The 12,261-nt window shown below is 60.7% G+C and carries 8 protein-coding genes; 4 read left to right on the top strand and 4 right to left on the bottom strand.

Going from position 1 to position 12,261, the window contains the following annotated elements; all coding sequences use genetic code 11:
- Positions 1-57: 57 nt before the first annotated feature.
- A complete protein-coding gene (tynA, locus tag ACW9JC_RS24350) occupies positions 58-2,346 on the bottom strand; it encodes a primary-amine oxidase (RefSeq protein WP_457458131.1) in 2,289 nt (762 codons plus the stop codon).
- 230 nt (positions 2,347-2,576) lie between these two features.
- On the opposite strand from tynA, the gene ACW9JC_RS24345 reads away from it, so the two are divergent.
- The 3 genes from ACW9JC_RS24345 to ACW9JC_RS24335 all read left to right on the top strand — a co-directional run bounded on the left by ACW9JC_RS24345 (position 2,577) and on the right by ACW9JC_RS24335 (position 6,625).
- Positions 2,577-3,077: a sigma-70 family RNA polymerase sigma factor gene (locus ACW9JC_RS24345; RefSeq protein ID WP_338582044.1), complete on the top strand. Its 501-nt coding sequence runs from the start codon at positions 2,577-2,579 to the stop codon at positions 3,075-3,077.
- A gap of 40 nt (positions 3,078-3,117) precedes the next feature.
- Complete coding sequence (locus ACW9JC_RS24340; protein WP_457458129.1) at positions 3,118-4,101, top strand: FecR family protein; 984 nt, start codon at positions 3,118-3,120, stop codon at positions 4,099-4,101.
- Positions 4,102-4,198: 97 nt separating this feature from the next.
- Positions 4,199-6,625: a TonB-dependent siderophore receptor gene (locus ACW9JC_RS24335; protein ID WP_457458127.1), complete on the top strand. Its 2,427-nt coding sequence runs from the start codon at positions 4,199-4,201 to the stop codon at positions 6,623-6,625.
- Between the two features lie 114 nt (positions 6,626-6,739).
- Here ACW9JC_RS24335 and ACW9JC_RS24330 read toward each other — a convergent pair whose 3' ends face one another.
- Together ACW9JC_RS24330 and ACW9JC_RS24325 are read right to left on the bottom strand one after the other, a co-directional pair.
- Entirely contained in the window at positions 6,740-7,891 is a 1,152-nt protein-coding gene (locus tag ACW9JC_RS24330; protein WP_457458125.1) for an MFS transporter, read from the bottom strand.
- 109 nt (positions 7,892-8,000) lie between these two features.
- On the bottom strand, positions 8,001-9,572 hold the full coding sequence (locus ACW9JC_RS24325; protein WP_457458123.1) for a glucan 1,4-alpha-maltotetraohydrolase domain-containing protein: 1,572 nt from the start codon (positions 9,570-9,572) through the stop codon (positions 8,001-8,003).
- 205 nt (positions 9,573-9,777) lie between these two features.
- Here ACW9JC_RS24325 and ACW9JC_RS24320 point away from each other — a divergent pair, with 205 nt between their 5' ends.
- The gene (locus ACW9JC_RS24320; protein WP_457458121.1) at positions 9,778-10,770 is read left to right on the top strand and encodes a diaminopimelate epimerase; all 993 of its coding nucleotides are present in this window, start codon (positions 9,778-9,780) and stop codon (positions 10,768-10,770) included.
- 128 nt (positions 10,771-10,898) lie between these two features.
- Here ACW9JC_RS24320 and codA read toward each other — a convergent pair whose 3' ends face one another.
- Positions 10,899-12,143 carry a cytosine deaminase gene (gene codA, locus ACW9JC_RS24315; RefSeq protein WP_457458119.1) on the bottom strand — a complete coding sequence of 415 codons (1,245 nt, stop codon included), beginning with the start codon at positions 12,141-12,143 and terminating at the stop codon, positions 10,899-10,901.
- Between the last annotated feature and the right edge of the window lie 118 nt (positions 12,144-12,261).

Below are 12,261 nucleotides of genomic sequence, written 5' to 3'. Positions count from 1 at the left end.
TGACGGTGTGTAAACCCGATCCTGTAGGAGCTGCCGAAGGCTGCGATCTTTTTGAGGTTACTTCGGTGAATTGAGATTCAACGTCGGCGTTTCATCAAAGAAATTCCACGGCTTCAACAGCACATGCACCCACTCCGTCGGCATGATCGGCCACTCTTCGGCGCGGGCGATGTGGGTCGTGCCGGTGGTCAGCCAGACCACGTCATCGGTGTTCTCGATGGACTGGTTATCCTGAGTGAACTGCCCCAGTCCCGAGTCTTTGTCCGAGCGGTTCGGGTACTTGCCTTCCGGGTACTTTTCCTCCGGGTTGTATTGTGTCACCCACAGTTGCTTGTCCATGAAGCTCAGGCGGTGATAGAGCCATTCATCCTTGCCGAAGTTGGCGCCCTTGGCCACCGGGTGCGTGCCGCCGGCATACGGAATCAACTGATAGGAAACCGGGTTGCCGACTTTGTTTTCCTTGCTGAAGTTGGTCAGCAGGCGCACGGTCGACGGGTCGAATTTCTGCGCGGCCTGTTGTTCGGTGCTGACCACTTTGGTTTCGGTCTGCATGGTGCTGGTGCGCGGGCCGCCACGGTCGTTCGGCAGCACCACCGGGTTCACTTCCACCAGTGAGTTCTGCTCGCCGTCCACGTCCATGTCGAGGCGGAAGTTATAGATGTGCTGGTGCGTGGTGCCGACGATGTTGTGATCGAGCAGAGTGCCGTAGCGCGTGTCTTCCTTGGCGGTGTCCTCGTGCATGGTCTTGGACTTCACGCCCTTGACCGCTTCGATGCCGGTGGCGCCGGCGTCGATGCCGATGGTGCCGTTCTGCTGGAAGACCCAGTCGAAAATGTAGTCGTAGTTGCCGACGGTACTGATCCAGCGCACCACCAGTTCACGGCGCTCGGTGCTGAGGTTGGGCTGGCCCATTTCCTGGTGTTTGTACTCCGGCCCGGCGTAGCGCTCGAACACCGCCATCGCACGTGGAATTGCGGTTGGCGCGCCGGTGTAATCGGCGATGGTCGCGTCCAGCAGTACGGCGTTTTCCGGGGCGTCTTTGCCACGGGCGATCGGCGAAGTGAGCGTGCCCATGCCGTAGTCGCCGGAGTCGAGGTAAGCCTTGAAGTACCAGCCGACGTCCGGATCACCGTAAGGCACGATCATCCCGCCCAGCGAGCCTTCGTACATGATTTTGCGTTTCTTGCCCTTGTCGTCGTAAGTGACGGTGGACAGGATCGGCCCGACCCGCGAATCGAGGCGAACGTGGAAGTCCCAGTTCTGCCAGTGAATGCTGTTGCCGGTGATGGTGTAGTTCTTGCCTTCCGGCTCGGTGATTTCCAGCGGTTTGACCGTCACGCCCTTGCGCCCGCGACCGTCATACGGCGTCGGTTTCATCGGCACCGGGATCAGCGCTTCGTCTTCGATCTTGATCAGCTTCTTCTGCTCCAGATCGACAATCGCCACCAGGCCTTCGATCGGATGCGCCCAATAGTTGCCGTCATCGACATTCAGGTAGCTGACGATTTTCAGCAGGCGTTTGTCCTGCGCCAGCCCGTCCTTGCCGTCGAAGTAGCCGACGGTCAGCGGCGTGGCCACAACCTTTTTCACATCGTTGATACCGCGCTTGGCCAGGGCTTGCGCGTATTCGGGGCTGGTTTCGACGGCGGTTTGCACGGTCGCGAAGTCATCCAGCAGCACCATGCCATGGGCGCCTTGCACCGGGTTCCAGGACTTGAGTTGCTTGCTGTCGAGATCGACCAGCGCCTCGATCACATGCTTGCCGTCCAGCACCACAATGTTCGCCTGGCGCGGTTGGGTGACGTTTTGCCCGGTGTAGACGAAGTTCCACACCTGGTCTTTCGGCGGTTCCTTGACCGAGACTTCGGTGAAACGGAAGCCGGGTTTGTAGTTTTCCGATTTTTTGACGATGTCCACCGCGGCGGTGATTTCGTCGGCGCTCAACGGGTTGAGTGGGTTGGGGCGGGTTTCCACGACAAAAGTCGTGTCCAGCCCGGACTGGAACACCTGGTTGATGAAGTCTTTGGACATGTAGGCGGTCTTGTCCTTGAACACCACAGGCACCGTCAACTCCATGCGTTTGCCGTTGAGCATCGCCACTTTGCTGTTCGGTTTGACCTTGAGGTAGACCCCGTCCTTGGCGATGGTGAACAGATTGGCGTAGTCGTCCCACTTGACCGTTGCGCCAAACTCCTCAAGGCCCGCTTGCAGCGGCACCATTTCGGCGTGGCCGCCGTGGGCCTGGGCAGTGCTCGCCCAGAAAGGCAGGCCGAGGGCGCTCAGGGAGATGGCCAGGGCGAGCCGGGCGAGCGGTTTTCTGTGATGCGACGCAAGTGAGGTGAACATTTCTGGGTTCCTTCGGAAAAGCCGGGTCAGACATGCCAGCACTTTGCTACAGCCGGTGCGGAGCTGCTTTGGAATTGCTGCCAGAATCCTTTGGATCTGTGCCGTCATCAGCTTTCCCGACCGGCGGGGGATTGGCAAGCGCTCAAAGCGCTTTGTGACGGGACCGAAAGCATTGCTTCGAGTTAATAGGAAGCATTACTATTCACGCCCCGTCTCCACAGCACACCGAAATGACCCCCAAGCTGCCCCGCAGACACGGCTTTTTCGAGCATTACGAAGAGTTGGTTGGCACCTGGACCCGTCGCCTGAGAAATCGCTCGCAGGCTGAGGATCTGGCCCACGATACCTTTGTGCGGGTGCTTGAGTCCGATTCGGCGGCGGTGCAGCAACCGCGGGCGTACCTGCACCAGACCGCACGCAATATCGCGGTGGATGGTTATCGGCGCGAGGATCGGCGGGGCGCCATGGAGTCAGAGGCGATTGATGTCAGTGAGTCGCCCAACGGCGACCCGGAGCATTACATGCACGCAATACAGTTGGCTGATTCCATCGAACGGGCGCTCACCGAGCTGCCGGTCAACTGCCGCAAGGTGTTTGTCTGGCAGAAGATCGAGGGTTTGACCCAGGCGGAAATCGCCGAACGCCTTGGACTGTCCAAGAACATGGTGGAAAAGTATATGATCCGCACGCTGCGGCATCTGCGCGACCGCCTTGAAGGACTGTACCCATGAGCGGCCGCGAATTCTCATCCCCAGCCAAACAGGAACTTCCATGATGGATACTCGTGATTGTGCGTGCGGGCAAACAACAGTTCGCGATGAAGCGGCGCGGTGGTTTGTGCGTTTGCAGGAACCCGCCGTCGATGTCGACGCGCATCGCCAGTTCGAAACCTGGCTGGACGAACACCCTCAACACCGAAACGAATTCGAATTGCTCCAGGGCCTGTGGAAAGCCGCCGACCTGGTGCCGTCGGCGCGTCTGCGCGCGCTGTGTGAAGAAGCGCCGGCCCGCAGCAAACGTCGCCCGATCCTGCGTTATGCAGTGGCCGCCAGTGTGGTGGCAGTGGCGCTCGGTTTGGGTCTGTTCAGCGGCTTGAATCAATCGTCGCCTTACACGGCGGAGTTTTCCACAGCCTTGGGCGAGCGTCGCCACGTGGCATTGCCGGATGGTTCGGTGGTCGACCTCGACAGCCGCAGCCGGATTCAGGTGCGTTTTGAAAAGAATCGACGCGGCGTCGAGCTGACCGAAGGCGAGGCGATGTTCAGCGTCCAGCACGACACCAGCCGACCGTTCGTGGTCGAGTCCGGCAGTGGCAAGGTCACGGTCACCGGCACCCGCTTCGATGTGCGCCACGGCAGCACCGACACCCGGGTCGTGGTGGAGCAGGGCACGGTCAAGGTTCAAGGACGCTCGGCGGCCGATAACGACTTTGTCAGCCTCACCGCCGGCATGGGCACCCATGTCGATACCCAAGGCAAGGTCGTGCCTGCCTACCCGGTCAATCAGGCTGAACTGACGGCCTGGCGCAGCGGCAAACTGGTGTTCAACAACGCCAGCCTGAGCGATGTCGCCGAGCAGGTTTCGCGTTATCGGGACAAGCCACTCAAGGTCGGCAACGCGGCGGTGGGCAATCTGCGCCTGACCAGCGTGTTCAAATCCGACAACACCGATGCGTTGCTCAAGGCCTTGCCGAGCATCCTTCCGGTGGCCGTGCGCACCCTCGATGACGGCAGTCAGGAAATAATTTCAAAATAAATTCAGGTTTTTTTCGAGTTCATCGTCTTCCTGTTCAACTGCAACTGGTTTGCATTAACAAGCGCACACTCTTGCGATCCACAGGAATACGTTCGACGTGAATAAATCCACCGCTAAAAACAAAACCTTCCCTTGGTTGCCGCTGGCGCTCGCGCTGGCGGTCAACGTGGCGATGCCTCAGGCATTCGCCGCAGACGCCATTCACATCCAGGCGCAACCCTTGGGCCAGGCCTTGACTCAGTTGGGCCAGCAGACTTCGTTGCAGGTTTTTTTCAGCCCGGAACTGGTTGCTGGCAAGCAGGCCCCGGCGGTGGACGGCAATATTTCGCCGGAAGAAGCGTTGCGTCAGTTGCTGCAAGGCAGCGGCCTGCAGTACCAGATCGATGAAGGTTCGGTGACCTTGATGCCGGCGCCGACTTCGGCGTCGAACGGCCCGTTGGAACTGAGCGCGACCGACATCAAGGTGGTCGGCGACTGGCTCGGTGACGCCGATGCCGCCGTGGTGCAGAACCACCCCGGCGCGCGTACCGTGATCCGCCGTGAAGCCATGGTCGAGCAGGGCGCGATGAACGTGGGCGACGTGCTCAAGCGCGTACCCGGCGTGCAAGTGCAGGAAGCCAACGGCACCGGCGGCAGCGACATTTCCCTCAACGTCGGCGTGCGTGGTCTGACTTCGCGTCTGTCGCCACGCTCCACCGTGTTGATCGACGGCGTGCCGGCGGCTTTTGCCCCTTACGGCCAGCCTCAGTTGTCGATGGCGCCGATTTCCTCCGGCAACCTCGACAGCATTGACGTGGTGCGCGGCGCCGGTTCCGTGCGGTACGGACCACAGAACGTGGGCGGCGTGATCAACTTCGTGACCCGTGCGATTCCGGAAAAAGCTTCCGCTGAAATCGGCAGCACCCTGGAAACCTCCCAGCACGGCGGCTGGAAGCACATCGACACGGCATTCGTCGGTGGCACCGCCGACAACGGGCTCGGCGTGGCGCTGCTGTACTCCGGCGTGAACGGCAACGGTTACCGCGAGCGCAACAACGGTAACGACATCGACGACGTGATTCTGAAGACGCATTGGGCTCCGACCGACTACGACGATTTCAGCCTCAACTTCCACTACTACGACGCCAGCGCCGACATGCCCGGTGGCCTGACGCAGAAGCAGTATGACGCCGACCCGTTCCAGTCCGATCGCAACAACGACAACTTCAGCGGCCGCCGCAAGGATGTGTCGTTCAAGTGGGCACGGCAGATCGACGACCGTACCCAGGCCGAAGTGCTGACCTACTATTCCGACAGCTTCCGTGGCAGCAACATCGCCGCCCGTGACCAGAAGACTATCGGCTCCTTCCCGCGTACCTACTACACCTTCGGCATCGAGCCACGGGTGTCCCATGTGTTCGAGGTCGGCCCGACCACCCAGGAAGTCAGCGTCGGTTATCGCTACCTGAAGGAAGGCATGCACGAATCGGCCAGCCGCCTGGCGCTCAACAGCAGCAACGAACCGGTGGTACGTCCGGGTTCCGACGGACACGTCTATCAGGACCGTACCGGTGGCACTGAAGCGAACTCGGTGTATGTCGATAACAAAATCGATGTCGGCAACTGGACCGTGACACCGGGCATCCGTTTTGAACACATCAGCACTGACTGGCACGACCGCCCGGTGCTCGACACCGCCGGCAAGCCTGTGCCGGAGAAGAACCGCAGCATCGAAAGCAACGAGCCGCTGCCGGCCCTGAGCGTGATGTATCACATCTCCGATGCGTGGAAACTGTTCGCCAACTACGAAACGTCGTTCGGCAGCCTGCAATACTTCCAGCTCGGCCAGGGTGGCTCCGGTGACGAACCGGCCAACGGTCTGGAGCCGGAAAAAGCCAAGACCTACGAGGTCGGCACGCGCTACAACGATGATGTGTGGGGCGGTGAAGTGACGCTGTTCTACATCGACTTCGACAAAGAGTTGCAGTACATCAGCAACGACGCAGGCTGGACCAACCTCGGCGCGACCACGCACCGCGGGATTGAAGCGTCGGTGCACTACAACATGGCCGCACTGGACCCTCGCCTGGATGGCCTGACCGCCAACGCCGGTTTCACTTACACGCGTGCCGTGTATGAAGGGGAAATTCCGGACTTCAAGGGCCGTGACCTGCCGTTCTACTCGCGTCAGGTGGCAACGGCCGGCCTGCGTTACGACATCAACCGCTGGACTTACAACATCGACGCGTTTGCCCAGTCCAAGCAGCGCTCGCCAGGCGTCGCGGTAAACGCCGACGGCAGCTTCACCAATAACTACATCACCGAAGGCACCGCCGATGGCCAGTACGGCGACATTCCGGGTTATGTCACCTGGAACGTGCGCAGCGGTTATGACTTCGGTCCGCAGGTGTCGAACCTGAAAGTCGGCGCCGGGGTGAAAAACATCTTCGACAAGCAGTACTTCACCCGCTCCAGCGACAACAACTCGGGCATGTACGTCGGCGCACCGCGCACGTTCTTCGTGCAGGCCAGCGTCGGGTTCTGATAGACCGACCGAGTTGACCTCATCGCTAGCAGGCTAGCTCCCACAGGATTTTCGGTGAACACAATAAATGTGTACGACCGAGGACCTGTGGGAGCTAGCCTGCTAGCGATGCTCTTAGACCTTCAACACCTTCCCGCCAATCGCCACTGCAACCAGCAACAGCGCCATCAGCCCAAAGGCAAAACTCAAACTGGCGGCGTGGGCGACGAATCCGATTACCGCAGGCCCCGCAAGTATTCCCGCATAACCCAAAGTGGTAATGGCCGGCACGGCGATGCTTTCCGGCATGACCGTCTGCTTGCCCACCGCGGTGTACAGCACCGGCACAATGTTCGAACAACCGGCGCCCAGCAGCGCATATCCCACCAGCGCCGCTTCCCAGCTCGGGGCGAATGTGGCCAGAGCCAATCCAGCCGCCGCCGTCAGCCCACCGAACACAATCACCCGCGTCGCGCCAAGCCGTCGCACGATCGAATCACCGGTCAAGCGACCCACCGTCATGGTCAGCGCAAACGCTGCGTAACCCAATCCGGCATAAGCCGTGTCGATCCCGCGCTCCTGCGCCAAAAACACCGCGCTCCAGTCCAGCGCTGCACCTTCGGCGAGGAACACGATGAAGCACATCCCGCCGATAAACAGCACGATGCCATGGGGAACGGCGAACGCCGGCCCGGAACTCTCGCTGCCATACGGCAGCATGTGCGGCACGGCTTTCAACAGTGTGACCAGCAACAAGGCAATCACCACCAGCATCGCGCCCAGCGGCGAAAGCCCAAGGCCGAGCAGGGCACTGACGCCCGCTGCGCCGACGATCCCGCCCAGGCTGAACAACCCGTGGAATCCCGACATCATGTTTTTGCCGCTGGCGCGCTCGACGATCACCGCTTGCAGGTTCACCGTCGAGTCCACGGTGCCCAGGCCCGCGCCGAACATGAACAAGGCGCCAATCAAAGCCGGAATCGACGACACCGTCGCCAGCAACGGCAGCGCTGCACAGATCAGCAAGGTCCCGCCGGTCGCCACCTTGCGGCAACCAAAGCGCGTAGCGAGGATGCCGGCTAAAGGCATCGCCAGTATCGAGCCCACGCCCAGGCACAGCAGCAAAAGGCCCAACGTGCCTTCGTCCAACCCGGCCCGCGCCTTGGCATACGGCACCAGCGGCGCCCATGCGGCGATGCCGAACCCGGCGATGAAAAAGGCGAGGCGCGTGGACATCTGTTCCAGGCGCCCGGGTACGAAGTGCGGTGGCGTGTGGATGGCGGTCATGAAAAGTCCTTGGTAACGCAGGTGACTGACTGTGTGCAGACCGCCATCCTTGCACATCAGTTCATCTGTCGCGACCTTGAAGACTGCTCACAACCGCAGATCCAATGGACTAAAAGGTTCCCCGGGTAACGCTGGCTTCGCCGCTGGTGAAGCTGACGTTCGGCCCCGGTTGCCAGCGCACGGTGTCAGGCAACTCTTTGTTGCGCAGGATGCATTTCCATTCGATGACTTGTTTCGCTGGAAGGTCGATGACCCTGGTCCAGCGGTTCTCTTGTGGATTGTGCGTCAAGGCGATGGCATGGCGTGGGTCCCACGCGCCCAGTTCAATGGACGAGCCCACGGCGTAAACGGTTTGACCGAAGCGGGTGTCGGCGTAGTCGCAATTGAAATGAACGCCGATGAGCGATTGTTCGGCAGGCGTACTCCAAACGCGGATTTTATCGCCGTCCGCTGCCAGCGCCGGTTGGCCGAGGCTTTGCGGCAGTTTGGTCAAATCCGAATCCAGTGCGATCACCAGGCTTTTCAGAGTGCCTGTGGTGGTGGCGACCATCCCGGAATACTGTGGATGAAAACGGATCCCGGAATCTGCCTTGATGCCGGCCTCCTTGCGTAGCCTGATCAACTGGCGAATCAAATCGCCCCGTTGCCAGTCGTACATGTCCGGCCAGTACACCGCGGGTGTACCGGGGCTGCTGAGGATATAGGCGTAGGCTTGATTACGCCGCTCTTCCGGCAACGGCCAGTGATGTTGTCCTTGATTCGCACCCGGTGAATAGCCGGTGTCATGGTTATCGACAAAGGTTACGGCGACCGCGCGCCAGGCGGGATTCGGGTTGCCATTGAGCCCGTGGCGCCATTCGGCGAGCGAGCCGTTTTGCATGCGTTCCTTAAGGGCAAAGTCGAAGACCGTACAGTGCGAGCGGTCCGACCAGTCCTTGAGTGCATCCTGCCAACTGGCTTTATGGCGCCAGTCACCTTCAGGGTACTCATTGGGGCCTTTCCACATTTCACCGATGCAAAACTGCTGGTTGCCAAAAACCTGCATCCACCGATCAACCGTTTCCGCTGCATAGCCGCGGACGAAGTCGAAGCGTAGGCCCTTGGCGCCGTACTGGTCGCGCAGGTTGATGAGTTCCTTTTCGAAGGTGGCGAATACTTCTTTGTTGGCGGTATTCAGATCCGCCGCCCCGTCCATGAAGGCATCGCCTTCGTCGCATTGCGCGCAGTCGTGGCGCCACTCGTTTTGTCCCCTGGGAAACAGCGAATAGACGTCTTTATCGTTCATGTGATTGGGCACGATGTCGTACACCACTTTCACGCTCGCCTGGCTCAGCGCACTGGCGGCCTGCTGCAGTTGTGCATCGCTGCCGTAGTGACTGCTCTTGTCGAAGCTGTGCCAGAAGTAGCCTTCGCCGCCGCCTTCTGCCGATAGGGTTTTCCACCGCGAAACATCGTTCCAGGGTGGAGGCATCCACAGGGCGGTGAAGCCATCGCTGCCAATCTGACCGGCCATGCGCGTTAGCACCGCGTACCATTTTTCCGTCGGGTTACGGCTGGCGTTCCAGTGGAACCCTTGCAACAGGATTTCCTCGCCACCGCCATTGCGCACCGGCTCATCGGCGATTGCCGCCCCGTTCAAGGTCAGTGTTATCAGGAGAGTGGGCAGGGAAGTCCATTTCATGGTGTCTCCGGGCAATAGTGGCCAGGATTCAACTCTGAGCTGGCGAGGCGAGGTTGTCTGCTGTCATTAATGACAGGCCACGGCAACAGTTCGCGATTAAAACAGGGCGCTTAGTAACCGGAATTTCGATGCGGCAATATTTGCTGTCGTCTTCCGTGAGGCTCTAAAGTACGGGCTCTTTTCTGGCTGATCTCAGGACCGGTACATGACGCGGCTCTACGATGCACGAGGCAACATTTATAGGGTCGTGGCGCCCGAGGTGTTGCGCCAACAGGGTATCGCCGTACCCGATCAGGCCAGTCACGCCGCGCAAACCCGCGAAGCGTGGGCGTTGGCGGCCATCGAGGCGTGTTGTTCCTGGGCTCCGGGCACGCAACCAGCGGGGAGCAAGGACCATTGCAGTGACGGTCTTCTGGTTGGCCCGTTCCAGTCTTCGCCGCCCTTCGATTTGTTGATCGTCAACACCGACGGCACTCTGGCCGAGCGCAGTGGCAATGGGCTGACGATTTTCTCCCAGGCGCTCAGCGACCAGGGGCTTTTGCCCAGCGACAAAGCCTGTTTACTCAGGGTTCACCACGACAAAACCGACACCCCTTCACCGGGGCAGACATCGGTGACAGCCGCGCAAGTCGAGGGTGTGCAAGGTTTCTGGCTTGACCTGGGCCGGCCAGGGTTCGGGCCGTCGGCGGTCAGTGCCGTTGGCGTCGAAACGGCGCTGTTGAACGGCCGCGAACTCAGCCACGTGCAACCCTTGTCAGTACTCAATAGCGCTTGGTCGCGCAGCCAATTCGCGCGGGTCGGCAATCCACATTGCGTGACGCTGGTGGACAGCGCCGAGCACTTGCCGAGCAACGAGCAGATGCGCGAGCCGGCGTTGGGCGAAGGGCTGACGCGTATCGCCTATGCCATGCCGACCGGGGCAGGGCGGCCGTGTCCGGCGGGGATCAACCTGCAATGGGCGATGCATGAGTCCGGGCAGCATGTGGTCGCACGAGTATTCGAACGAGGCGAAGGGCCGACGGCGTCTTCGGGGACCAGTGCCAGTGCGGTGGCGTGTGCGGCGTGGCGCGTGGGTTGGGTCAGTGCCGGCGAGGTGAAAGTGACCATGCCCGGTGGCACGGCGCCGATTTTGCTGGAGGAAGAGCAGGGGGAATTGAGTCGGGTCAGCTTGTTTGGGACGGCTCGGTTGATTGGTTGAAGGTTCGATCGCTATCGCGGGCAAGCCCGCTCCCACAGGACCGTAGTCGTACACAAATATTGTGTTCACTGAAGATCACTGTGGGAGCGGGCTTGCCCGCGATTACGTCAGTCCAGCCAACACAAATCTCAGCTCAGACCACTGAACTCCACCACCGGCATCGTCCGCTTCATCAACACCTTGCCACCGCGCACCGAATACAGCGGCAACCCCTGGCTGCGGATCACCTCGTAGTCATTCTCGGCAGAAAGAATCAGCAAGTTCGCCGGCCGCCCCGGTTCCAGCCCGTAGCGATCACCCAGGGCCAAGGCCTTGGCGCTGTTGTCGGTGACCAGGTCCAGCGCGCTTTGCAGATTGCGGTAACCGAGCATGTGACAGATGTGCAGCCCCGCTTCGAGTACCCGCAAAATGTTGCCGTTGCCCAGCGGATACCACGGGTCGACGATTGAATCCTGGCCGAAACACACGTTCATGCCCGCTTCGAGCAACTCGTTGACCCGGGTTACGCCCCGGCGTTTCGGGAAGTTGTCGAAGCGCCCTTGCAGGTGAATGCTTTCGGTGGGGCACGAAACAAAACTGATGCCCGAATGCCCGAGCAGGCGAAACAGTTTGGCGCAGTAGGCGTTGTCGTAAGAACCCATCGCCGTGGTGTGGCTGGCGGTGACCCGCGAGCCCATGTCGCGGCTGCGGGCTTCTTCGGCCAGCACTTCGAGAAAGCGCGAGTGTGGGTCGTCGGTTTCATCGCAATGCACGTCCACCAGACACCCGGTGCGCTCGGCCAGGTCCATCAGGAATTTCACCGAACTGACGCCCTGATCGCGGGTGTATTCGAAATGCGGAATGCCGCCAACCACGTCGGCGCCCATGTGAATCGCTTCCTCCATCAAGTCCCGGCCGTTGCGGTAGGACTCGATGCCTTCCTGGGGGAACGCGACGATTTGCATGTCCACCAGGTGACGACTTTCCTCGCGCACTTCGAGCATGGCCTTCAACGCGGTCAGCTGCGGGTCGGTAACGTCGACGTGGGTCCGCACATGCTGGATGCCGTGGGCGGCGAGGCTTTCAATGGTTTTTTTGGCCCGGGTCTTGGTGTCTTCCAGGGTGATGGTCGCCTTGCGCTCGCCCCAGCATTCGATGCCCTCGAACAGCGTGCCGCTCATGTTCCAGCGCGGTTCGCCGGCGGTCAGGGTCGCGTCGAGGTGAATGTGCGGCTCGACGAAGGGCGGCACCACCAGATTGCCGCCGGCGTCCAGATCGTCCGGCCCCAAGGTTGGCGCCTCGGTCTGGCGCGCGATGTTGCTGATCAGGCCGTTTTCCAGGTGCAACTCATGCAGGCCTTCCTGGTTGCGCAGCCGGGCGTTGATGATGTGCATCAGGAGAGTCCTTTTCGATAGACAGTGACTCTACGTTAGCGCGATGGGGGCAATTTCTGCCAGCGGCATTGGGCAGCGCTACAGAAAAAAGATCGCAGCCTGCGGCAGCTCCTACAGG

The organism is Pseudomonas sp. SDO5591_S426 (assembly GCF_054070755.1).
Note: the sequence above shows the minus strand (reverse complement) of the source record. Positions and strands in the feature narration are given on the sequence as shown.

Excerpts from the sequence above, each read along its gene's own strand:
- tynA (WP_457458131.1), bottom strand. The coding sequence starts at position 2,346 with ATGTTCACCTCACTTGCGTCGCATCACAGAAAACCGCTCGCCCGGCTC.
- ACW9JC_RS24345 (WP_338582044.1), top strand. The coding sequence starts at position 2,577 with ATGACCCCCAAGCTGCCCCGCAGACACGGCTTTTTCGAGCATTACGAA.
- ACW9JC_RS24340 (WP_457458129.1), top strand. The coding sequence starts at position 3,118 with ATGATGGATACTCGTGATTGTGCGTGCGGGCAAACAACAGTTCGCGAT.
- ACW9JC_RS24330 (WP_457458125.1), bottom strand. The coding sequence starts at position 7,891 with ATGACCGCCATCCACACGCCACCGCACTTCGTACCCGGGCGCCTGGAA.
- ACW9JC_RS24325 (WP_457458123.1), bottom strand. The coding sequence starts at position 9,572 with ATGAAATGGACTTCCCTGCCCACTCTCCTGATAACACTGACCTTGAAC.
- ACW9JC_RS24320 (WP_457458121.1), top strand. The coding sequence starts at position 9,778 with ATGACGCGGCTCTACGATGCACGAGGCAACATTTATAGGGTCGTGGCG.
- codA (WP_457458119.1), bottom strand. The coding sequence starts at position 12,143 with ATGCACATCATCAACGCCCGGCTGCGCAACCAGGAAGGCCTGCATGAG.